Annotated in this window: 14 protein-coding genes; 5 read left to right on the top strand and 9 right to left on the bottom strand. The window is 69.7% G+C overall.

Features of this window, described 5'->3' with window-relative positions:
- Positions 1-24: 24 nt before the first annotated feature.
- On the bottom strand, positions 25-735 hold the full coding sequence (locus AB0N90_RS00625) for an alpha/beta fold hydrolase (protein WP_365192763.1): 711 nt from the start codon (positions 733-735) through the stop codon (positions 25-27).
- A 95-nt stretch (positions 736-830) separates the two neighbouring features.
- Positions 831-2,438, bottom strand: a complete 1,608-nt coding sequence (locus AB0N90_RS00620) for an MFS transporter (protein ID WP_365192086.1) — start codon at positions 2,436-2,438, stop codon at positions 831-833.
- 99 nt (positions 2,439-2,537) lie between these two features.
- Between AB0N90_RS00620 and AB0N90_RS00615 the strand changes: the two genes are divergently transcribed.
- The gene (locus AB0N90_RS00615; RefSeq protein ID WP_365192085.1) at positions 2,538-3,146 is read left to right on the top strand and encodes a helix-turn-helix domain-containing protein; all 609 of its coding nucleotides are present in this window, start codon (positions 2,538-2,540) and stop codon (positions 3,144-3,146) included.
- Positions 3,147-3,259: 113 nt separating this feature from the next.
- Here the strand turns inward: AB0N90_RS00615 and AB0N90_RS00610 are convergent, their stop codons facing one another.
- The 6 genes from AB0N90_RS00610 to AB0N90_RS00585 form a co-directional block, all read right to left on the bottom strand.
- A complete protein-coding gene (locus tag AB0N90_RS00610; protein WP_365192084.1) occupies positions 3,260-4,600 on the bottom strand; it encodes a cation:proton antiporter in 1,341 nt (446 codons plus the stop codon).
- Positions 4,601-4,760: 160 nt separating this feature from the next.
- Positions 4,761-5,246, bottom strand: coding sequence for a PaaI family thioesterase (locus tag AB0N90_RS00605; RefSeq protein ID WP_037659154.1), 486 nt, complete (start codon positions 5,244-5,246; stop codon positions 4,761-4,763).
- Positions 5,247-5,258: 12 nt separating this feature from the next.
- On the bottom strand, positions 5,259-6,176 hold the full coding sequence (locus AB0N90_RS00600; protein ID WP_365192083.1) for an SDR family oxidoreductase: 918 nt from the start codon (positions 6,174-6,176) through the stop codon (positions 5,259-5,261).
- A gap of 28 nt (positions 6,177-6,204) precedes the next feature.
- Positions 6,205-7,761, bottom strand: a complete 1,557-nt coding sequence (locus AB0N90_RS00595; protein WP_365192082.1) for a tryptophan 7-halogenase — start codon at positions 7,759-7,761, stop codon at positions 6,205-6,207.
- A gap of 39 nt (positions 7,762-7,800) precedes the next feature.
- Positions 7,801-16,236 carry an SDR family NAD(P)-dependent oxidoreductase gene (locus tag AB0N90_RS00590; protein ID WP_365192081.1) on the bottom strand — a complete coding sequence of 2,812 codons (8,436 nt, stop codon included), beginning with the start codon at positions 16,234-16,236 and terminating at the stop codon, positions 7,801-7,803.
- Positions 16,237-16,296: 60 nt separating this feature from the next.
- Entirely contained in the window at positions 16,297-17,601 is a 1,305-nt protein-coding gene (locus tag AB0N90_RS00585; RefSeq protein ID WP_365192762.1) for a cytochrome P450, read from the bottom strand.
- Between the two features lie 625 nt (positions 17,602-18,226).
- Between AB0N90_RS00585 and AB0N90_RS00580 the strand changes: the two genes are divergently transcribed.
- On the top strand, positions 18,227-19,447 hold the full coding sequence (locus tag AB0N90_RS00580) for a metallophosphoesterase (RefSeq protein WP_365192080.1): 1,221 nt from the start codon (positions 18,227-18,229) through the stop codon (positions 19,445-19,447).
- Between the two features lie 136 nt (positions 19,448-19,583).
- Here AB0N90_RS00580 and AB0N90_RS00575 read toward each other — a convergent pair whose 3' ends face one another.
- On the bottom strand, positions 19,584-20,501 hold the full coding sequence (locus tag AB0N90_RS00575; RefSeq protein ID WP_365192079.1) for a LysR family transcriptional regulator: 918 nt from the start codon (positions 20,499-20,501) through the stop codon (positions 19,584-19,586).
- Positions 20,502-20,600: 99 nt separating this feature from the next.
- On the opposite strand from AB0N90_RS00575, the gene AB0N90_RS00570 reads away from it, so the two are divergent.
- The 3 genes from AB0N90_RS00570 (at position 20,601) to AB0N90_RS00560 (ending at position 23,416) form a co-directional block, all read left to right on the top strand.
- Complete coding sequence (locus AB0N90_RS00570) at positions 20,601-21,761, top strand: MFS transporter (RefSeq protein WP_365192078.1); 1,161 nt, start codon at positions 20,601-20,603, stop codon at positions 21,759-21,761.
- A gap of 141 nt (positions 21,762-21,902) precedes the next feature.
- Entirely contained in the window at positions 21,903-22,883 is a 981-nt protein-coding gene (locus AB0N90_RS00565) for a DUF4129 domain-containing protein (protein WP_365192077.1), read from the top strand.
- Positions 22,880-23,416 (top strand): hypothetical protein, encoded by a 537-nt coding sequence (locus tag AB0N90_RS00560; RefSeq protein ID WP_365192076.1) that lies wholly within the window; start codon positions 22,880-22,882, stop codon positions 23,414-23,416. Before AB0N90_RS00565 ends, AB0N90_RS00560 begins: the two co-directional genes overlap by 4 nt.
- Positions 23,417-23,504: the final 88 nt, after the last annotated feature.

Here is a 23,504-nt window from a genome sequence, read left to right as displayed (position 1 = left end):
CGCCGGACGGCCCGGCCCCCGGCCTCACCGGTGGGACGCGCGGTGTTCCGCCGCAGTCAGAAATGCCTCCAGCATCGGATTGAAGCCGGGCGCGCGCTGGACCGCGTGGCCGGCTCCGGTGACGCAGATCCGCTGCGCGCCGGTCCGGGCGGCGACGGCATCGCACACGACCTCGATCGCCGGTGCGTGGCCGCCCGAGACGACGAGCACAGGTATGCCGGCCTCGACGATCCTTCCGAACCGCGGGCTCGCCTCGCCCGGGGAGCGAAAATTGCGCGCGAGCTCGATCGCCTGACGCATGTCGTCGTCCCGGGTGTCGAGACACTGACGATCGAGGCCGGCCACGGCCAGGAACTCGCGTTCGGTCGGCGCGTCACGATGCCCCTCGGCAAATCGATCGGCGACCTCCGCCAGCCTCCGCACCGATTCGTCCGCGCCGGCGGCACTCCACAACGGCACCTCGATCAACGTCAGGGACCGGACCCGGGACGGCTGCAGACCGGCTGCCACACACATCCCCAATCCGCCGTAAGAGAACCCGACGAAATGCGCGCCACCAGGAATGCCGGCGACGAGCGCCGCCATGTCTTCGGCGTCCACGAGGAAATCCTGTCGCGGCGCAGGGGGACTTGGTGAAAACCCCCGGCGGCTCGGGATCATCAGCGACCACCGGGCTGCGAGTTCCTGCTGGCGGGCCCAGGCGTGGCGAGCGGGAAGTCCGCCGTGCACGAGCACGACGGGCGGACCCGCCCCCGCCTTCCGGACGAACAAAGGCGCGTGGGACCGCGAGACGGCGGACTCGGTCGACTGTCCGGTGGCCACGGGCGGTGCTACCTCGACCCCACGGACACATCGGCCTTCCGGGCCGATGACGGTTCCCGCGGTTCCCGCTTCGGCAGCCACAGCATCGCGGCCGCCGCCGCCAGCAACGCCACACCGGCGCTGACCACCATCGTCACCCGCATCGCGACGAGGAAGGAGTCCTGTGCCGCGGTGACCAGTTCCGCGGCCCGGCGCGCGAACCGGGATAGTTCAGCGGGACCGGACCCGTCGCCTCCGGCGCGTGCCCGCTCGACCGCGAGCAGGGTCGATCCGATGGAGTTGCCCGCCTCGCCGCGCGCCTGCTGGGGCAGGATTTCGATACGGTCGCCCAACTGGTTCCGGTATATCGTCCCCAGCAACGACCCGAGCACGGCCACGCCGAGCGCCGTTCCCAACTGCCGGAACGTGTTGGCGAGGGCCGATCCGGCGCCGGACCGCGCCTTCGGCACCACCGACAGCGCTGCCGTCATCGAGGGCGCCAGAGTCGCACCGAACCCCAGGCCGGAGACGAACTGCAGCACAATGAAGACCCAGATGCCGGTGTGGAGATCGAGCAGCGCGAAGCCGGTGCACCCGGCGCACAACGTGATGGCGCCCGCCGCGACCACCGCCGCGGAGCCGAACCGGTCCATCAGCGCATCGCTGCGTTGTCCCGTGAGGACTGCCCCCACCGCCACCGGCAGCATCAGCAGACCTGACTGCAACGGCGAGAAACCGCGCAGGATCTGCACATAAAACACCAGGACGAAACTGGCGCCATTGACCAAGAGGAAGGTCAGCGACATGGTGGCGGCCCCGGCCGCGAACTCCCTGGTGCGCAGCAACGGCAGGTCCAGCGCCGGATTCGCCGCGCGTCGGGAATGCCATACCAACGTCCCCAGCAGAACGCCGCCGGCAGCGATCGGCCCGAACACCGGAGCGCGCAACCACCCCGCGGGTTCGCCGCCCGCGATGACGCCGTAAACGATCAGCCCGACCCCGGAGGCCGACAGAGCCACCCCTGCGATGTCCAGGCGCCCGGGCTGCGGGGCCTTGGTGTTGGGTACCAGGAGCACGATGGCCAGCATGGCCAGTCCTGCCAGCGGCACGTTCACCAGCAGGGCCGACCCCCACCAGAACTCGCTGACCAGCGCCCCGCCGATCACCGGGCCGCAGGCGATACCGAGCCCGTTCGACACGGACCACAGCCCGATGGCCTTGGCCCGCTCGGCCGGAGGGAAGGCATTGGTGATCACCGCCATGGTGCAGCCGGGGACCACGGCCGCCCCTACACCCATCAGCGCGCGCCACAGCGTCAGCTGTGCGGTGTCGCCGGACCACGCGCCGAACGTGGACACGACGGTGAAGAAGAGCATCCCGAAGACCAGTACATTGCGGTGGCCGAGACGGTCGCCGAGCACGCCGGTGGTGAACATCAGCGCCGCGTACGTCAGGGTGTACGCGTCCATCGTCCACTGCAACTGCGCATTGGTCGCGGAGAGGGACTGCTGAATCGACTTCAACGCCACCACGAGAATGGTGTTGTCCATCACCACGATGAACATGCAGAACGACATCACCGCCAGCACAGCCCACCGGCGTCGATCGGGGTGAACTGTCGGGTCGGCTTCGGCCACGGGGGGCTCCTCCGGTCAGAGTTGATCTGTACACGCCTCTGTACCTTGAGTGCCCAATGTAAGGAGGGGCGCCTTGGCCCGTCAAGGTAATCTGGGCGGGTGACCACGCGAGTACGGCGCGACCCGGATGTCGCCAAGCGTTTGATCCTGGAAGCGGCGAGCGAGCTGCTCGCCGCCGGCGGCCCGTCCGCCGTGCAGGTGCGGGCCGTGGGCGCCGCGATCGGCGTGTCGGACGCCGCGATCAACCACCACTTCGGCACCCGTGACCAACTACTGGAAGCGCTGCTGCGATTCGGCGGAGCCAAGCTGAGGGCCGAACTGCGCGCCGTCCTGGAGACGTGGAACCACGGCCCGGCGGACCCGGCCGGCCTGGTCCGTGCGCTCCACCGGATGTACGCCGAAGGCTACGCACAACTCGCGCTCGCCCTGCACCGGTCCGGTTGGCGCGATACGGGCAGCGGAATGCTCAACGAGGTCGTCGACCGGCTGTACACCGAGGCCCGGCGGCAGTCCACGACCAGCGGGCGCAGGGCGCCGTCACGCGAAGACATCCAAGTGACCGTGGCCGCGATGCACCAGGCCATGGTGATGGAGCCACTGTTCGGAGACGAGTTCCGCCGCAGCGTTGGCCTCGACGGGACCGCGGCCGATCGGCTGATCGACTGGTGGATTCAGGTGTTGCGTACGACCATGAGCTGTTCGACGTAGGGCCGCGCGGGCGGACAGACGTCAACTGCCCTGTGAGGCGGCACGGTAGAGCAGGAACCCCTCACCGACGCCGGCCGGAGGCACGATATCGCGGTCCGGTCGGCACGGAGGGCTTACGCGGGTGCGCGCTCGCCCTGCGGCACCGCGGCCCCAGCGGGGCCGGATTCCCCCGGGGTGGGCAGCATCCGCGCTTCCAGCCGTTCGGGCAGGGCCAAGCGGTACAAAGGTATGGCGCCGGCGGTGGTGATCACTGCGACCAGGACCAGCATGGCGAACACCTGGGGTGTGATCATGCCCTGGGCGAGGCCGATGTTGATGAAGATGAGGATCATCAGGCCGCGGGCGTTCATGAGGCCGCCGACGGCCCAGGACTCGCGCCAGGTGAATCCGACGGTACGCATGGCGGCGGCGCAGCCGGCGTACTTGCCGATGAAGCCGGCGGCCAGGATGATCGCGAACGCGGTCCAGTTGGTGATGCCGCCCAGTTCGGTGTTGAGTCCGGAGAAGGCGAAGAAAATCGGCAGGAGCAGCACACAGACGATGTCCATCATGCGGCCGTGCAGGGCCTCGCGGAACGCCGGGTTGCGGGGCATGGCCAGGCCCGCGATGAAGCCACCGAACACGGAGTAGATGCCGATGTAATCGGTGAACAGGCCGGACAGCAGCACGATGCCGACGACGAGGTACATGTGGTCGAAGCCGAACTTGCCGGTGCGCTCCACCCGATCGCCCAGCGGGCGCAGCAACGGCTTGACAACCAGGAGCATGACAGCGGCGAACACAGCGGTCAGGCCGATGGTGCGCAGGGCCTGCGGGGCGCCGGAGCCGGTGTGCATGGCAGAGAGCACGGCAAGGAAGCACCAGGCCGCGGCGTCGTCGACGGAGGCACCGAGCAGGGTCATTCGGCCGATCGGGGTGTTCTGCAGATTCCGTTCGTACAGGATGCGGGCCAGCATCGGGAACGCGGTGATGGACAGCGCGCCGCCGAGGAACAGCGCGAACTCGAAGGTGCTGACGCCGGGGCGGGAGAGCTTGCCGTACAGGACGAAGGCGGCTGCGGCGCCGAGCAGCAGGGACGGCAGGATGCCGGAGAGGGCCAGCACGCCCGCGTTCCTCATGTCCTTGGTGCCCTTGCCCGAGCCATGGTCGAGGCCGGCACCGACCAGGAACATGAACAGCGTCAGGCCGATGGTGCTCAGCACGTACAGGATCGGCTTGACCTCGGGCGCGAAGACGGCTCTTTGGGCATCCGGGAAGAGCGCCCCGAACAGGGTGGGGCCGAGCAGGACGCCGGCGACCATCTCACCCAGGACGCGCGGCTGTCTGAGCCAGATGGCCAGCCGCCCGCACAGTGCCGAACCAGCCAGGATGACCACGATCGCGGGCAGGACCTTGAGGGCGAGTTGCAGGTTCTTGTCGGTGGTGGCGGATGCCAGATGAGCAGCGTGGTGCACGGATTCCCCCGTGATCATCAAGTCCGTGTGGCCGTGACTCCTGCCCCCGCGTGAACGCGGGGGCAGAGAACTCCGCGGCTTCGCGGCTCCGGGCCAAGGATGCATTGCCTCCCCGGCCGAAACCGGGGACACCCCGCACTATCAGGGATGGATACGCGGCTCAGGTTTGCGGCAGCCCCACTACCTGAAGCGTGGAGACCGCCGTCGCCACCAGCTTGTTCTTCTCGTTGTGTGCCTCCGCGGCCAGGTAGATGGCTGTCCGGCCGGCCTTCTGGACCGTGGCGGTCAGGGTCACGCGTTCGCCGACGAACACCGGACGCAAGAAATGCGTCGTCAGGTCCATGCTGGTCGTGGGGTTCTTCGCCGTCAGATAGCTGAGCGGCGCCATGAGGTCGTCGAACATCGCCGCGATGAAGCCGCCTTGGAGTATGCCCATGACATTGCCGTACTGCGGGGGTATCTCCACCGTCGCCGAGATCGACCGGCCCGGTACGAACTTCTCGTATTGCAGGGCCAGTGTCGTGGTCGACGGCGGAGGCAGCTGCAGGCGGATGCCGGGCGGGACGGGAAGGTCGTCGAACGCCGCGATCACGTGCGCCACGATCTGTTCGTGGCCTTTGATCACGTTGTCGCTTTCTGTGTCCATGGAGGGTCCTCTCTAGCTGCCGGCCGGCGGCGAAGCCGGTTGTGCGCCGTCGGCCGCCGTCATGGCCGCGAAGTACATCTGCTGTGCGACTTCGGCGACAGCGTCCCACAACTCCCATGTCATCGGGGTCGGTTCGTGGTCCGGCACGAAGCGGTACCGGGTCAGGTCCTCGATTCCCTTGAGGCTCGCGAGGACCTCGTCGTCGATCAGGGCGTTCCCTGTGAACTTCGCCGGATTCTGCTCCAGCACGGCCATGACGGCATCGACGACGATGTCCTCCGTCCGCCAGTCCCGCGGGTTACCGATGCCGAGGTTCTGCGTCGCCAGCGTCCCGATCAGCGTGCGCGTCCATACCGTGTTGCACGCGATGCCGTCTGCCGCGACCTCCTTGCCCAGGCCAAGGGTCAGCAACGTCGCGTTGAGCTTCGAGGACATGTACGCCACCTTGCCGCCCATGTGCTGAATCCCCTCCAGGTCCAGCGGCGGACTCAGGTTGACGATATGGCCCCATCCGCCGCGGCGCATGTGCGGAATGCAGTGGTGGGCGAGCAGGAAGGGCGCTCGGGCGTTGATGGCCATCACCAGGTCGTAGCGTTTGCGCGTGGTGCCTTCGACCGACTGCAACCACATCGCTCCGGCGTTGTTGACCAGGATGTCCACGCGGCCGAAGCGTTGCACCGTCCGGTCGACAAGATTCTTCAGATCCGCTTCGTCGCGCACATCACAGCGCAGCCCCAGGGCCTCTGCGCCCAGCGCCTCGATCTCCCGGACCGTATCCGGGACGCTGCCCGGGAGCCGCCCGCCGGATTCCATCGTCTTGGCACCGATGGCGATACTGGCCCCCTGCCCGGCCAAGGCGAGGGCGAGTGCCTTGCCGATGCCCCGACTGCCGCCAGTGATGATCGCTACGCGCCCTTCGAACCCTGTCATACGCGCTCCTCTCGCTCTCCGGCCGGCGTCATGCGCCGACCGCCTCCCGGTCGGGGAGGTCGTACCTCTTGGCGACTTCCTGCTCGAACGAATCCGCCCACGCCTCCAGCCGGTCGACGTTGTGCCGCATCTCGCGGAATGTCCGGTCCGGCGTCTTCTCGGTGAGCAGATCCAGGTGCAGCTGTGCGCAGATCGGCACCTTGCTGTACTCCACGAACAGGTATTTGTCCGGTTGCGTCGCTTGGGCGCCGAAAGCACGCAGATTCGCCTGCATCCGTGACTGGATGCTCTTGAACCTCGTCGCGATCGGATGGAACTCGGCGGCCGCTTCCTCGTTCGCGATCAGGCCCCGGAAGAGCAGTTGGGAGGGAAGCGCCCAGTAGAAGGACGTGTCCCACATCACCTTGGTGAACATGGCCGGCGCGCTTCCGAAGATCGCGTAGTTCTGGTGGTACATCTCCAGATAGTTCGGCCACATGTCCTCCAGCATCAGCCGGTTGTAGGTCTGCGCGACCTCCGCCGTGAGGCTGCCCTTGCGGTCCAGTTCGACCAGGCGCGTGGCGATGGTGTTCGTGTAGGCGATGTAGTCCGACCCCGGGCTGTAGAAAGCGTCCAGGAAAATGCCGGCCTCACCGACGCAGGCCCACCGATGGTGGGAGAAGATCTGCTCGGAAGCATAACTGGCGTTCCGCACCCGCAGGAAGTCGATCGGCTCCGCGCGCTCGATGAACGACGCCAGCGTCGGCTCGTGCTCGCTGATCCACTCCCGCGCCTTCTCCTGCGTGGAGTACGACTGGAACGGATGGATGGCGTCGTCGGTGACGATGCCGACGCTGGTGTTCCCCGAGGACAGCGGGATCATCCACACCCAGTACCCGGTGCCCATGAGGTGGTTGGTCGAGAACCAGCGACGCTCCTGGGTTTTCGGCCGCCACGTCGGGCCCGCGGTATCCGTCATCCTCTCGACGTCGTACTCGCCGCGGAACCGCCACCACGCGGCGTTGATCTTGTGCGGACTCGGGGCCCCGAGGCGCAGCTTGCGCTGCAGCAGCCGGCGGCGCCCGGAGGCGTCGACGACGAAACGCGCCAGTGCCCTCTGCGCACCGCCCTCAGGGGTCTCGAAGTGCACCACGTGGTCGTCATCGTCCGTCGACAGGTCGATGTCCACCACCTGTGCCTGCTCGACGAGATCGACCCCGAGCTCGCTCACCCCCTCGCGCAGGTCCCGCTCGAACCTGCCGCGGTCGATCTGATACGACGTCACCCGTGGGAACCGTCGCGCGCCCAGCTCGGGCCGTGCTTCGAGCGGCCCGTGCGAGTCGCCGAAGAACATCCGCAGGCCGAGTTTGTGCAGGTGCCGTCGGTTCATGTACCCGGTGAGGCCCAGCTGTTCACTGAAGTAGTGCGCGCCACCCTCGACCGTCGCCTCACCCACCTTGTAGGCGCCGTCGGGGAACTCTCGCCCGCTGCGTTCCAGCACGAGCACCGTGAGATCGGGCATCGCCCGCTTGAGCTGCCTGGACAGCGTCAGCCCCGCGAGGCCGCCACCGCAGATCACGACGTCGTACCGGTGTGCCGGTTTCATCAGTCTTCTCCTTCGGATCGCCCGTGCGCGGCGGCCGGTTCAGTGGCCGTCCACAAGGCTCGTGAAACTCGGGAAGGCGTCCTCGGCGGACAGTTCCTGGGCGATCGTCCGCATGACTGCCGGGTCCGCGCCCTGGATGAACAGATGACCGCCGGGCACGGTCGTCAGGGAGAAGGCGCCGCTGGTCAGCGCTTCCCACCCGCGCATCTGGTCCGGCGTGAACACCGGGTCGGCGGCGCCGCGCAGTACGGAGATCGGAGCCCGCAGCGGGGTGCCGCTCTCGAAGCGGTAGTCGCCGAGCATCTTCAGGTCCGCCCGGATCGCCGGCATCCAGTGCAGGATCGAGGCTTCCTCCTCGACGGGGATGTCGAGCAGGTGGTTGTCCCGCAGCACGGCGAACACCCTGCTGTCGGGTTCCCGGTCCAGGTCGAAGCCGTCGCGGATGTGCGTGAGGTTGCGCACGTAGTCCTCGACCAGCGTCGGCGCGGGCCAGCCGCCGATGATGAGTTTCATCGGCACCTCGTTGTAGTGCTGTTCGAGGTGCTTGGTGAGCTCGTAGGCCAGGAGCCCGCCCATACTGTGCCCGTAGACCACGAAGGTCCGGTCGAGATGCGGCAGCATCGCCTCGGCCAGCTCCGCCACCATCTCCGGCATCTTGTCCACCGGAATATCGTCGAGTCGCTCCTCGCGGCCCGGGAACTGGATGCCCACCACCTCGATGGAGTCAGGCAGGTGATCGGCCCACGGCGTGAAGACCGAGGCGCCGCCGCCGACGAACGGCAGCGCGAACAACCGCATCGAGGCGGTGTTGGAGCGGCCGATCACCGTGCGAATCCAGCGCTCCGGACCGGTGACGGGCAGCACCGGCGCCGCGCCGGTGGACTCACCGACGACCTGAGCGAGCACCTCGCCGGCGAGTTCGGTGATCGACGGGCCGCGCATCAGGCCCATGGTCGGGAAGTCGATCTCCAGATGCTTCGCCAGGATGTTCCGGATCTGGCCCGCCATCAGCGAATCCATTCCGAGGTCGGTCAGGCCGACGTCCTGGGGGAGCCGATCGACCGGCATGTCGAAGATCCGTGATATCTGCTGTGACAGCGCGCTCGCCAGCCGCGGCATCCGCTCGTCATCCGGCAGTTCGAGGAGTTCTGCCCGCAGGCCCTCGGGGCCGAACCCGGCCGCGGGGTGAGCCGCGTCCTGCGCCGCGAGGTGGGCGAGCCGCGGCGAGCTCCGGATGATCGGCATGACCTGATTCATCTTCGGCCAGTTCACGCCGAAGACGCTGGCGCTGCTGACGCCCTGGACCAGGCAGCGGCCTATGAAGTCGAGTGCGTGATCGGGCGAGATCGGCGTCCAGCCGAGCCAGGACAGGGTGTCGAGCTTGTTGCGCGCGACGAAACCGACTTCGGCGATGGCACCCCAGTTGACCGTCAGCGCGGGCAGGCCGGTCTGCCGGCGATGCAGGGCCAGCGCCTCCAGGAATCCGTTCGCCGCCGCATAGTTGGACTGGCCGGGAGTGCCGACATTCCAGCTCATCGACGAGAACATGACGAACGCGTCCAGGTCGAGTCCGCGAGTGTGGTGGTGCAGGTGCCAGGCGCCGTCCACCTTCGGCCGCACCGCTCGCAGGAATTGCTCCTCGGTCATCGCGGCGAGTGGGCCATCCGCGATGACCATGGCGGCGTGGTAGACGCCGCGCAGCGGGGGCAGCGCCGAGATGCGCTCGATCAGCCTCCGGACTTCCGCCTCGACCGAGACGTCGGCACGCTCCAGGACGACGTCGACGCCCTTCGCGCGCAGCGCCGCGATCGGCTGCTCGTTCTCGGCATCGATCTGTGCCCGGCGTCCGACCAGCACGACGGTCCGGGCCCCCTTGGCGGCGAGCCACCCGGCGGTCCGCAGACCGAACCCGGTGTAACCGCCGGTGATCAGGTAGGTGCCCTCGGGATCGATCGCCACGTCACCGGTCGCGCCCGGGTACACCAGGACCTCGTCCTCCGCATCGAATCCGACGACGACCTTGCCGATCTGTTTGGCGCCCGCCATGAACCGGAACGCCGAGGCCACCTCCGCGGCGCCGAATTCGGTGTGCGGCAGCGGCGGCAGCGCCCCCGCTTCCACATGCCGCAGGACCGTGGTCATGGCCTCCCGGCAGCGGTCCGGGACCTCGCGCAGCATGCGGTCGATGTCGACAGCCGAGTAGCTCAGGTTGTTGCCGAACGGCCTCAGCCCCAGCTGGTAGTTGTCGTAGATGTCCTTCTTCCCGATCTCGACGAAGCGGCCGTGCGGGCGGAGCAGCTGGAGGCTCTTCGCGATGGTCTCGCCCTGGAGGGAATTGAGCACGACATCGACGCCGTCGTAGCGCCGGCGGATCTCGTCGGCGAACCTCAGCGAGCGGGAGTCGAAGACGTCTTCCACACCCAGGGACCGCAGGTACTCCCGCTTCTCCTGGCCGCCGGCGGTCGCGACGACCGTCGCACCCAGCATGTGCGCTATGTGGACCGCGGCCAGGCCCACACCGCCGGCGGCGGCATGCACCAGCACCCGCTCGCCCGCGCGCAGCCGGCCGACGTCAACCAGCGCGTACCACGCGGTCAGATACGCCATCGGCAGCGTCGCGGCGTCAGCGTCGGACAGCCCGCGGGGGGCGGGATACACATGCTGCTCGCCGGTGACCACACGGGAGCCGAAGCAACCGCGGGCGAAGGCGACCACGCGGTCACCCGGTGCGCACCCCTCGACCTCGGCCCCGGTCCCCACGACGACACCGGCGCATTCCACACCGAGGTTCTTCTCGTAGAAACCGCCTGAGGCCGCGCCCTCCGACAGTACGCCGAGGGTCAGCATGATGTCGCGGAAGTTCAAGCCGGTCGCCGTCGGCTGGATGGCGACGTCGTGCGGGCCGAGATCGGGCAGCGTCACCTCCTCGTACCGCAGCTCGTCGATTCCGGGTTCGGCGGGCACGCCCAGCGCGAACGTGGTCCCGTCCGACACCCGCACGGGGGCCGCGACGGAAGCCTCGAACTCGGCGGGCGAGAGGTGCTCGAAGCGGTCGGTGAAGCGGTTCCCGCCGCGGTAGGCGACCTCCTCCTCCGGCGTCCGCACGTGCCGCAGCTCGTCGAACAGCTGCGTGGCCCGCACGTCGGCGCCGGACGCCGGATCGAAGTCGATGATCTTCGCTCGCAGGCTGCTGTGCTCACTGAGCAGCACCCGCAGAATGCCCCAGCTCGGCAACTGTGACGGCACGGTCCGATCGGCCCGGTCCACCACCGGGCCGCCGGCCGTGGCGACCCAGAACCGCGGAGCCTCGGTCCAGTCCAGTTGCTCGACGGCCTGCGCCAGAGCGATCACGCTGTAGGCGCCGTCGCGTTCCACCTGCGGCAGCAGCGCGCCGGTCAGCTCGGTCGCGGCGTAGTCCAGGTTCCACAGGTGCAGGACCCCGGGCACGGCGCCGGCCTCTTCGCGTACCTGCTCAAGCACGCGCCGGAGGTCGTCGGCGCTGGCCGGGTTCGCCCGGTAGCGGCTGTCGCCGAGCGACTCGAAGGCTTCGCCGCGGGTGACGAGGACGCTGCCGCCGGCGGCCTCCCCGAGCCGGTCGAGGAAGTGTTCGCCGACGCCGTCGGCGTCGGCCAGCACGACCCAGGAGCCCGGTTCGACACGCGGCTGGTGGGGTGCGAGGTCCAGCTCCTTCGCCCGCGCGGTGATGACCGAGCAGCCGGTCTGCCGCGGGTCGGTCATGTCGGAGAAGATCTGGACGCTCTCGAAGCCCGCCGTGGGCAGGAACTCCTGCCACTGTGCCTCGGACATCAGCGGGTAGTGCGGCCGCAGTTCGCGGTCGGCGAACCGCCACCACCCGTCGGTCATGCCGAAGGTCAGGTCGACCCAGTGCGGCGGGTTGGTCTCCTCGACGACGATCATCAGCCCGCGCGAGGTGAGCAGCTGCTCGACGTTGCCGAGGGTGGTACGCAGCTCCCGGGTGGCGTGCAGGACGTTGGCCGCCACGACGATGTCGAAGTGGTGCGGATCGAAGCCCTGCTCGGCGATGTCCTGTTCGATGTCGAGAATCCGGTAGTCCACGATGTCGTGGCCGGCGAACCGCTGCTGTGCCTTGTTCAGGAAGAGCTGGCCGATGTCGGTGAACACGTATTCCGCGCGGTCCGAGGGCAGCTGGTTCAGGACCCAGCCGGTCGTGCCGGCGGTGCCGGCCCCGATCTCCAGCACGCGAATGGGCCGGTCCTCCGGCAGCCTCCGCACACATTCGGCGACGGCTTCGGCGACCATGCGATTGCACCGCTCGAACGAGAACGAGGTCTCGTAGAGGTCGACGACCGACTGGAATTCGCTCTCCGGGAAGATGAGCTCGACGGGGTTGACCTCGTCACGCAGCACGGCCGCCTGCTCGGTGCCGCAGCGTTCCAGCACGGCGTACTCGGACTCGCATCCGGGATGCTGCTCGCGCAGTCGCGCGAGCGCCGCTGCGGTGTCGATGCGGGCGGGCGTGAGCAGCAGTTGCCAGGCGTCGCCGTCCTCGCCGGTGATGCCGTGCTGGGAGAGCAGTTCCAGCAGGCGGGCCAGGTAGTCGTGGTGCTTGCGGTGAACGCCCAGCTCGCGCGCGAGGTCATCGAGGGTGAAGCGACGTCCCGGCGTGAAGTCCATGCCGAGCTGGTGGAACGCCTCGGTGACGTAGGCGATGCAGAGCCGGTTCATCTCGGCTTCCGTCTCCGCGTGGTATTCGCGGTTGAGCGGCCAGTCACGGATCTCGTCGGCGATCGGGGTGATGGCGGCCCACAGCGCGGACGCGTCCGGCACGAAATCGGCGGGCAGCAGCGTCCGCTCGCGTACCGGCGCTGGACTCCACTGGTACTCGTAGAGCCACTGGAGCAGCGCGTCACGGTCTTCGGTGGGCTGAGTGATGGACTTGCCCTTGAACCCCTCGAACTCGGCCACCAGCTCGCCGTCCTCGTTGAACAGCCACAGATCGCCTTCGCAGTAGGCGATGTCGTCGAGGACGTGTGCCTGCCCGTAGCAGTACAGCCGCTTGCCTGCCTTGGCGTGGAAGCTGAACCGCTTGACGTCGAACGGTATGTAGAGCGTCTTGTCCTCGGTGTTCGGGTCGTTGCCCATCGCGATGGACAGCGACTGGAAGCACGCGTCGAGCAGCGCCGGGTGGATCATGTGCCGCGGCGCTTCGTCCGCGATGGTGTCCGGGGTGTCGATCCGTCCGAGCGAGCGGAGTTCGCCGTACTTCAGCTGCGAGATCACCCGGAACGTCGGACCCAGCATCAGGCCGTTGTTGCGGAACTTCGCGAAGACCTTCGCCGGGTCGAATTCGAGCGGGCAGTGGGCTTCCAGCTCGGCGAACGGAACGGGCGGCTCCGCGTCGGGGGCGCCGGAGCGGACCGTGCCCTCGGAGTGCAGGACCCATTCCTTGTCGCCGTCCTGCAGGCTGTAGACCCCGAAGTGCATCGACGCGGACAGCACCACCTGGACGAGCGGCGCCGGCCGGTCGTCGAAGACGAACAGCGGGCGGCGGAACTCGACGTTCTCGACCGAGTACCGGCCCGCGCCGAACACCTCGGTCGCGCAACCGACGACGAGATCGAGGTGGCCCGCGCCGGGGAACACGATCGGCCCCTGCACGCGGTGGTCCTCTAGCCACGGGAACGTATCGGTGTCCATCGTCAGTTCCCACACGTACTTGTCCGGCTCGTCGGCGACAGGGGAACGGGTCCCGACGAGCGGATGCCCCTGCGACGGGAAGCGCCGGCTGCGCGAGAACGGCGTTTCCAGCCAGTGCTCTTCGCGCTGCCACGGGTAGAAGGGCAGCGGCACGCGCTGGGTGCTGCCGTCGAACACGCGCTGCCAGGCGAGGTCGAGACCGGCCGCGTACAGCGATCCCAGCGAGGACCGCAGGGTGAAGCCGTCGGGCTGCTTGCGGTGCAGCGACGGCACGGCGGTCCCCGTGGTCTGCCGCATGGACAGCAGCTCGCCGATGGCGGTGGAGTGGATGGGGTGCGGGCCCAGTTCGATGAAGGTCGGGTGCCCGTCCTTGATGAGCCGGTCGATGGTGGGGGCGAACCGGACGGGCTCGCGGATATTGCGCCACCAGTACCCGGCATCGAGTTCACCGGCCGAGACCGGGGCGCCGGTGACCGTGGAGTACATCGGTACGTCGGCCGGGCCCGAGGTGATGCCGGACAGCGACTCGAACACGTCGTCGCGCAGCGGGTCCATGTGGTGGCTGTGGAACGCGACCTTCACCTGGAGCATGCGGCAGAAGATCCGGTCCCGCTCCAGCTGGCTGCGGATCTCCTCCAGCGCGTCGGGGTCACCTGCCAGCGCGGTCGATTCCGGGCCGTTGAGCGCCGCCACCGAGACGCGTCCGCGATAGCCCCTGACGAGCTGCTCCGCGGCGTGCTGGGGCAGGCCGACGGCCAGCATCGTGCCCTTGCCCGACGCCTGCTGCTGCACCCGGCTGCGATGGTGGATGACGCGTACCGCGTCCTCGAAGGACAGCGCGCCCGAGACGCACGCGGCGGCCACCTCGCCGATGCTGTGACCGACGACGGCCGCCGGGGTGATGCCCCAGCTCTGCCACAGGGCGGCCAGTCCGAGCTGGATGGCGAACACCGCGGGCTGCGCGACGAAGGTCTCGCCGATGCGGCTTTCGCCCTCGTCCCGGTTGAGTTCCTCGAGCACGCTCCAGTCGGCGTGCCGGCGAAGCTCGGCGTCGACGCGCTCGACGGTCTGGCGGAAGACCTTGTTCTGGGCGAGCAGTTCGCGCCCCATGCCCCACCACTGCGGGCCCTGGCCGGAGAAGACGAAGGCGACATTGCTCGCGCCGGATGCCTTCACACCGCGGTGCAGCCCCTCGGGATCGGCTCCCCTGGCCACATCACGCAGCGCGTCGCGCAGTTCCTCCGCAGACGAGCAGGCCACGGCCAGCCGGTAGTCGTAGTGCGAACGCGTCCGGGCCTGCGCGGAGGCGATCTCGGGCAGGGCGGCCGTCTTCGGAGCCGCCAGGAAGTCGGCGTACGCCCCGGCATAGGCACGTAGCGCGGCGTCCGTTTTCGCGCTGAGGGTGAACAAGACCGGCTCGTCCGCCGCGCTGCCCGCCGCCAGGGTCTCCGTCGGCTCCCCCGCCGGCGGAGCTGCCACGATCACATGCGCGTTGGAGCCACCGAAGCCGAACGAGTTCACGCCTGCCAGTCGCGGTCCGGTTCCGGGCCAGGACTGGCGGGTCTGCGCGAGCCGCAACCCCAGCTCGTCGAACGGGATGGCCGGATTGGGCTCCTCCGCGTGCAGGTTCGCGGGGATCTCACCCTTCTGGACGACGAGGCACGCCTTGATGAGGCCGACCATTCCGGCGGCCGACTCAAGGTGGCCGACGTTCGACTTCACGGAGCCGACGACGCAGGGGCCCCGTCCGATGCGCCCGGTTCCCAGTACGCGGCCCAGGGCGCGCGCCTCGATGGGGTCGCCGACCGGGGTGCCCGTGCCGTGGGCTTCGAGGTAGGAGATGTCGGCCGGAGCGACCCCCGCGTCGCGGCAGGCGTCCGCGATCATCTGCGCCTGGGCGTCCTCACTCGGCACGGAGATGCCGTTGGTGCGTCCGTCCTGGTTCGTCGCACTGCCGCGCAGCACCGCGTAGATGCGGTCGCCGTCGGCCACGGCCGCGGACAGCGGCTTGAGCACCACCGTGCCCGAACCCTCGCTGCGGATGTAACCGTCGCCCGTCCGGCTGAACGACTGGCACCGGCCGCTGGGGGAAAGAAATGTCCCCTGGCTGAAGCCGATCGTTGCCTCCGGGAGCAGCAGTGTGCTGACGCCGCCGACGATGGCCATCGTCGCCTCGCCCGAGCGGATGCTGCGGAGCGCGAGGTGGATGGCGACGAGCGACGAGGAACACGCCGTGTCGACCGTCATGCTCGGACCGCGGAGGTCGAGCAGATAGGAGACCCGGTTGGCCACGATGCAGTTCGTCACGCCGGTCATCGTGTGACCGCCGATCAGATGCCGGTTCTCCGGATTGAGCTGGATGATGCCGTAGTCGTGTCCTGACACACCGGCGTATACGGCCACCTTCTGGCCGGCGATGTGCTCGGGCGGGATTCCCGCGTCCTGCAGCGCCTCCCAGGTGGTCTCCAGGAACAGTCGCTGCTGCGGGTCGATCCGCGCGGCCTCGGTCGGCGTGATGCCGAAGAAGTGGGCGTCAAAGGAGGACACGTCGTCCAGGTAACCGCCGGTGCGGGTACGCATGTGCCCGGGCCGGCCCGCGTCGCGGTCGTAGAAGGCATCGGCGGTCCACCGGTCCTCCGGCACCTCCCGTACCGCGTCCCGCTCCTCGACCAGCAATCGCCAGAACTCCTCCACGTTGCCGACCTGACCCGGGAACCGGCAACCAATTCCTACGACGGCGACGCCCTCATGTGCCGGTGACCCGCTCTCGGTCGGGGAGCCGTGGGCAGCATTCATCATTCAACCTCGTTCTGAGCGATGCTTCGGTCGACTGGGTAAACCGCGCTGTTCCTGTGTTCAGGCCACCGTGGACGGTGTGACCTGCACCTTGCGTCCCAAGTGGACGGGCACCTGCGCATAGCCACGGAACGTGAGCTGCCGGCGGAGCCGGGGCGGTGCCGCGGCGCGCATGTCGGGGAAGCGCTCGAACAGAGCGCGCACCGCGTGCGTGGCTTCCATCCGGGCCAGACTGGCCCCGAAACAGGCGTGGACGCCATAGCTGAAACTCAGGTGTTCGTTGGCGTTCGGCCGGGCCACGTCGAACCGCTGCGGGTCGGTGAACACCGCGGGGTCCCGGTTGGCGCCCGCCAGCGACAGCATGACCATGGAGCCCTGCGGCAGCTGGACGCCCTCCAGCTCCAGATCGGTCAGCGCCTGACGGGCCGTGATGAACACCGGTGGCTCGTACCGCAGCGCCTCTTCGACGGCGTTGGGCCACAGCTGCGGTTCCGCGCGCAGCCGGTCCAGCTGCTCCGGGAAGCGGAGCAGGAGGGATACGCAGTGACCTATCAGATTGGCGGTGGTCTCGAATCCGGCGCCGATCACGATACTGGCGTTGGCTTTGAGGGCGTAATGGTCCAGATCGCCGCTCCGCACCAAATTGCTGAGGATGTCGTCGCCCGGTTCCCTGCGCAGCTTCTCGATATGCCGGTCGAGATAGTCGTTCAGGCTCTGCGCCGCTTGCATCGCGCGGCCGTACGTCCGCCGGGAGATGCCCACGTCGAGCATGGGCGTCATGTCTTTGCCCCAGACCAGAAACTTCTCCTGGTCTTCCCAGGGCATGCCGAGTATGTCGAAGATGATCGCGATGGGCACGCGCGAGGCGAAGGATTCGACCAGCTCGATCGAACCGCCGGAGGGCATGGCGTCGAGCAGTTCCTCGGTGACGGTCTCGACCGTATCGCGCAGCTTGTTGACCGCGCGCGGCGTGAACGCGGATACGACCGGCTTGCGCATTGCGGTGTGGTCCGGGGGATTCATGCGCAGCATCGCGGGCGGATCGGCCGGATTGGCCGGCGGTGGCACCCGGTTCGCAAATCTCTGCAATACCTTGGGAATCTGTATCCTGGCCGAGCTGCGCACGCCGAACCTGTTGTCCCGCAGGACCGACCGCACCAACGCGTGGTCACAGGTCACCCACGGCAGCGGCGTCTTCACCAGCCTGCCCTGGCTGCGTATCGTCTCGATGTACGGGTGCGGATCGGCGATCCCTTCAGGACCCATCATCCGGGCGAAGGTGTCGCCTTTCCGGGACTGCACGCGCAGCACCACCCGCGGGACACCATGCAGGGAAAACCAGCGAAGCCAATATTGCCGCGTCATGAGCAGCACCCATTCCCGACGAGAGGTGTCATCACTACGACTCCGAGCAGATCGACTCGGGCGTGTGGCCGGGTTCCTGAGCGGCGCCTGGTGGATGGCCTCGGCCGCATGACCCTGCCCCCTCGTTTCCGCTGCCCAGCGGACAGCGCCCCCGAATCGCTTTCGGCCATCATGCCGAGCGGCTCTGGCATATCGATGGCACGCAGATGGCGCGGCGCTGGCCTCGGTCGCCTTGGGCCCGCTCCCACCGGCTGCAGCTGCATGAGTTGGCCGCCCAGACCCGGTTCATCTCGTACATGCCGTCGATGGGGCCAGGATCCGGCGACGGCGCTCCCGGCTTCGGCTGGACGCCCCGGACACGGGTTACGACCTGTGCCAGGTAGGACCTACGAGCGGTTGCAGCAGGGCCCGGCAGCCGACTGCCGCGCGACAGCCGCCCCAGATACAGCAAGATTCGGACCACTTCCAGTCGGTCCCGCATGCCTGGCAAGTCCCTCGTCGGCCGCCTGGCGCGCTCTCCACCGGCGGCAGCACCGAGCACGGCCGTACTCATGAGGGCCGGGTCGGCCCCCGGGGGTGACCGGATACAGTGCGCGAGACGGCAGCCCGGTCAGAGAGGGGAAGCGTGACCGAGACCAGCAGCACTCGACCCGCCGACAGCGAGGCGCGGGCGCCGGAGCGGAGCCGGCTGCGCCGCCTGATGCGTTTCATACCTCTGGTCGCCCCCGTCCTGTTGTGGGCCGTGCCCTGTTGGGTGCTTCTGCACGCCGGGCAGCACTGGCCGTTGCCCGTCGCGCTGGTCGGCACCGTCCTGTTCGTCCTCGGCCTCATCGGTATGCCGCTCGCGATGATGCGCGGCCACGGCCGGCGTCAGCAGGACCGGGCGGCGATCATCGGTGACGCCCTGCTGGGCGCCGGCTGGGTGCTGTTCACCTGGTCCGTTCTGCTCGGCGTGCTGTTGCGGCTCGCCCTGACCGTGGCCGGTGTCGGCGGGAGTCAGGACAGGGCCCGCATCGTCACGTGGGCCGTCCTCGGCGTGACCGCCGCCCTGCTCGCCTGGGGGTACGCCGAGGCCCGCCGGGTGCCGCGCGTGCGCCGACTCGACGTGCAACTCCCGCGGCTGGGACCCGGGTTGGACGGCCTTCGCGTCGCCCTCATCACCGACACCCACTACGGTCCGCTCGATCGCGCCCGCTGGTCGGCGCGGGTGTGCGAAACCGTCAACACCCTTGAGGCCGACCTGGTCTGCCACACCGGGGACATCGCGGACGGCACGGCCGAACGCCGCCGTGCGCAGGCTGTCCCGCTCGGTACCGTGCGGGCCACCCGGGCCCGGGTGTACGTCACCGGCAACCACGAGTACTACAGCGAGGCCCAGGGCTGGGTCGACCTCATGGGCGAGCTGGGCTGGGAGCCGCTGCGCAACCGCCATCTGCTGCTCGAACGCGGCGGCGACACCCTTGTGGTCGCCGGTGTGGACGACGTCACCGCCGAGTCGTCCGGCCTTGCGGGCCATCGCGCCCACCTCGCCGGAGCCCTGGACGGCGCCGACCCCGATCTCCCCGTCCTGCTCCTGGCGCACCAGCCCAAGTTCGTCGACCGGGCGGCAGCCGCCGGCATCGACCTCCAGCTCTCCGGCCATACGCACGGCGGCCAGATCTGGCCCTTCCACCACCTGGTCGGCATCGACCAGCCCGCCCTCGCCGGCCTCAGCCGCCACGGCGCCCGCACGCTCCTCTACACCAGCCGCGGCACCGGCTTCTGGGGCCCGCCCTTCCGTGTCTTCGCCCCCAGCGAGATCACCCTTCTCGTGCTCCGCTCCCCGCATCCGGCCACCGCGCCGTAGCACGGGGGCGGGCCGACGCATCGGCTCGGAGCCGTCCACGAGCCGAGATGTGCGGCGGGGCAGCAGATGACCGGGCTCGTCGATCCGGCAGGCTGAACCCGTCTCCTCGGGCCTGCGTGGTGGCGCGGGGCGCGCGCTACAGAGCGTTGATCCCGGGGCCCAGGTCCTTCGCGAGGGCCACCGCGAGCGCCCGGAAGATACGTACCTCCGGGTTGTCGTCACCCGCCCGCACCGCGAGATAGCTGCTCTCCCACGGTGCGTCGAGGACGGGTATGAACACGGCGCCCGGCCATGCGTAGTACCGCGCGAAGGAGCGCAGGCCGGAGCCCGCGGACCGGCCGGTGACGACGCCGGTCAGGACCTCCTGCGGGGTGACGGCGTACTCGGAGCTGCGGCGCTGGGCACGGTCGCCGAAGTACAGATAGTCGGTGAAGGAGTGCGGGGTGTGTCCCGGGACCCGGAACAGCGGCAGTTCGGCGAGGTCCGCGACGCCGATCCCGGACGTCCGGGCGTCGGCCAGTGGCGACCTTTCGTGCACGACGATGATCCGCTGCTCGGTGGTGAGGACATCCGCGACGAGCCGCTCGTCCTCCGGGGACGGCCGTACGAAGGCCACGTCCACCCGGTCCTCCACCAGCGCGGTGACATGTTCCGTGAAGTCCAGCTGCCGGATCTCCACCCGTACTTCGGGCCGGGCCCGCCGATAGGCGTTGATGGCCGCGGGCGTCAGCTCCGCCGAGCCGTGGCCCATGATCCCCACCCGCAGCGGCCGCCCGATGTCGGTCTCCTGTGCGACATCCGCCAGGTCGTCGAGCGCGGCGTTCGCGGCGTCGAGGAGGGTGCGCGCGTGTCCGGCGAACCGCACTCCGGCCGCCGTCGGCATGACGGGGGAACCGGAGCGGTCCAGGAGCCGTGCGCCGACCTGGCTCTCCAGGCGGCGGATGTGCTGGGTGACGGCGGGCGGCGACAGGAAGAGCCGCGCCGCGGCCCGTCCGAAGTGTCCCTCCTCGACGACCGCCAGGAACGACGACAGCAGCCGCAGGTCAAGCGCCATACGTCCAGGGTAGACGGGGCTCCGGGTGTCCGGCGCGGGGCGTTCACGAATCGTGAAGGCACGGCGCGGGCCGAACGGTCGGGCCGGTACGAAGGGGGCATGACCGCACCTCCTGTCACGGCCCCGACCACCGCGCCCGTCACCGCCCGTCCCCCCGCCACCGGCGCCCGGAACGCCCGCGCCGCATGGATCATGCTGGCCTCCGGCTGGAGCGCCAACCAGTTCTCGGCCCTGCTCGGCGCCTACCAGAGCCACCTCGGTCTCACCGAGTCCACGGTGACCGGCCTGTTCGCGGTGTACGTCGTCGGTCTGATACCCGCGCTGCTGGTCGCGGGCCCGCTCGCGGACCGCAGGGGACGGCGCCCGGTGGCGCTCATGGCCCTCGCGCTCAACGTCCTGTCCACCGTGCTCCTCATGACGGGCGGCGCGTGGGGCGGGACCTGGCTGCTGCTGCCCGGCCGTTTTCTGACCGGGGTCGGCGCGGGCGCGCTGCTGGCGGCGGGCAGCGCCTGGATCAAGGAACTCTCCGGCTCGCCGCGCCGCCCCGGCCTGTTCGTCTCCGCGGGCTTCGCGACGGGCGGCCTCGCGGCGGCGTGCATAGCGCAGTGGGCGCCCTGGCCGATGGTGACGGCGTACGTCCCGCACGTCGTCCTCGGCGCGGTGGCGGGGTGGCTCGCACTGGCCGCGCCGGAGACGGGCGGATCGGCCGCGGTCCACGGCTCCGAAACCGTCCGCGAAGACACCGGCCACCGCTTCCGGCGCACGGTCCTGCCCCTGGCGCCCTGGGTCTTCGCGGCCCCCACCATCGGCTTCGTCACGCTGCCGAGCACGCTCCACAGCGGTCTGATCCTCACCGGCGTCGCGACGGCCCTCGTCCCCGGCGCCGGTCTGCTCACCGCGCGGCGAGCCCCGTCCACGCCCGCCGCGGGCCTGCTGACCGTGGCGGTCGGCACGGCGATCGCCGCCGTCGCCGCCGCGGCGGAGAACGAGCCCCTCGCCCTCCTCGCCGCGGTCGTCCTCGGCGCGGGCTACGGACTGGCCCTCACGCAGGGCCTCACCCGGACCGCGGCGCTCGCCCCGCCCCACCGGCTCGCCCGCTGGACGGCCTGCTTCTGGACGGTGGCGTACCTCGGCATGTTCACCCCGTACGTCCTCGCGCTCCTCGGCCACATCACGACGACGCCCGCACTGCTGACGGCCGTCACCCTGCTCGCCCTCGCCCACGCCGGGTTCGTCGCCAGGAAGGGGAGGAAGCAGTAAGAGAGGAGAAAGGGGGGCCGAAAGGGGGAGGAGATCTGTGGCGCACCGGGGGTTCCGGAGAGGCCGTCCTGCCGGTACCCCCTGCTGACACGCCGTCAACCAGTATGCAAAGCTGCCGATCACACGGGAGGGGTGTGGGCGGTGGGGCGGGAGCATACGGGGCGACAGCGACGGCGGCACGGGACGATCGGTGCCGCGCAGGTCGCGTCGGCGGTGCTGGTGGTGAGCGGAGTGGCGCTGGGAGCGCTGCTGTTGCGCCCCGGCACGGGACTGTCGGCCAAGGGGCGCGGGCCGCTCGGTGGCAATCCTGTGCTGGTGATCGGTCTCGTCCTGCTGGCACTCCTCGGCGGCTTGGCGTTGCGCGAGAAGTACCAGGAGCGGGTCCGCGCCGTGCGGGGGCTCGACCCGGTGGAACAGCGGGTGGTCGACGTCGTGAGCCGCGTGCTGCCGGCCGCGTCGCTGGTCGTACCGCTGCTCGTCCTGGCCCTGCACCGGTTCGGTTCGTTCGGCGGCGGCCATGAGGCCGAGCACAAAGGCGGCGACGGGCCGACCGCGTTCCCCAGTCCGAAGCAGGATCCGGTGCCCGATCTGCCGGCCGCCGAGCACGCCGACCACGGCCTGCGCCTCGGGCCGACGCCCATCCTGCTCGGTCTCGGCATCGCCCTGTTCGTGGTGGTCGTCGTGATCGCGGGGCTGTACCTGCGGCGGTATCTGACGCGGTCCCCGGTGCTCGAAGCACCGGCGACCCACGGGACGGCCGGGGACGAGCGGGAACGGCTGACCCGGGCCGTGGACTCCGGGCGCCGTGCCCTGCTGGACGGAACCGATGCCCGCGCGGCCGTCATCGCCTGCTACGCCACCATGGAGGAGTCGCTCGCCGCCTCCGGGGTGGCCCGGCGCGCCTCGGACAGCCCGCAGGACCTGCTGGAGCGGGCTGCCGCGGGCGGGCTGCCCGCGCGGGCGGCCGTCGTCGAGCTCACCGCCCTGTTCCGCGAGGCCCGTTACTCCACGCATCCGATGGACGACGGCCACCGCGAGCGGGCCGCGGCGGCGCTGACCGAGATCGCAGACGGTCTGCGCTCGCGGGCGCCCGGGGCCGAAGCCGTGGCGGGTGCCTCATGAAGGTGCCCGCGCGGACACAGAACTTCGTCAACTCCGTGGTACGGACGCCCGGATCGATACGGCACTCGGTCGTCGTCCTGGGCACCGTCGCGGTCGCGGCCGAGGTGCTGCTCGCCCTGGCCGACGGTGCCGCAGCGGCCGCCACCGGCTTCGCCCTCCTCACCGCGGTCGCGCTGGTCCTGGTGCGCTATGCCGCGGGCGGCGGCGCCCAGGACAGCGACCACCGCAAGCGGGTGCGCCTGCTCGGCAGCCACGCCCCGGCGCTCGGCGGGTGGCTGCGCATCGTGGCCAAGACCCTCGCGGACGACAGCGAGGTGCATCTGCGAACCGTCATGAGGCCGCAGTTGCAGCGGCTGTTCGCCGCCCGGCTGGCCGAGGGGCACGGCGTCGTGATGCACCGGGACCCGGGGCGGGCCCGGGCGCTGGTCGGCGCCGAGCTGTGGCCGTGGATCGACCCCGGGGCGTCCGCTCCGGGGCCCGCTCTCCCCGAGCCCGTCCTGCGTGCCCTGCTCGACCGGCTGGAAGCCCTGTGACCGGTGGCGCCGCGGCCGACCCCGCGGCCCGCGCACCCGTCTCCGCCCCCGCCCTCGCCCTCGCACAAGCCCCGCCTCCGTCTCCGTC

This window comes from Streptomyces sp. NPDC093018, from assembly GCF_040684035.1.
Taxonomy (GTDB): Bacteria; Actinomycetota; Actinomycetes; order Streptomycetales; family Streptomycetaceae; genus Streptomyces; species Streptomyces murinus.
The sequence above is the reverse complement of the archived record's forward strand: the minus strand, read 5'-3'. Positions and strand labels throughout refer to the sequence as shown.

Coding starts and splice junctions, on each gene's coding strand:
- AB0N90_RS00605 (WP_037659154.1), bottom strand. CDS start 5,246: ATGGACACAGAAAGCGACAACGTGATCAAAGGCCACGAACAGATCGTG.
- AB0N90_RS00600 (WP_365192083.1), bottom strand. CDS start 6,176: ATGACAGGGTTCGAAGGGCGCGTAGCGATCATCACTGGCGGCAGTCGG.
- AB0N90_RS00595 (WP_365192082.1), bottom strand. CDS start 7,761: ATGAAACCGGCACACCGGTACGACGTCGTGATCTGCGGTGGCGGCCTC.
- AB0N90_RS00590 (WP_365192081.1), bottom strand. CDS start 16,236: ATGAATGCTGCCCACGGCTCCCCGACCGAGAGCGGGTCACCGGCACAT.
- AB0N90_RS00585 (WP_365192762.1), bottom strand. CDS start 17,601: ATGACGCGGCAATATTGGCTTCGCTGGTTTTCCCTGCATGGTGTCCCG.
- AB0N90_RS00575 (WP_365192079.1), bottom strand. CDS start 20,501: ATGGCGCTTGACCTGCGGCTGCTGTCGTCGTTCCTGGCGGTCGTCGAG.
- AB0N90_RS00570 (WP_365192078.1), top strand. CDS start 20,601: ATGACCGCACCTCCTGTCACGGCCCCGACCACCGCGCCCGTCACCGCC.
- AB0N90_RS00560 (WP_365192076.1), top strand. CDS start 22,880: ATGAAGGTGCCCGCGCGGACACAGAACTTCGTCAACTCCGTGGTACGG.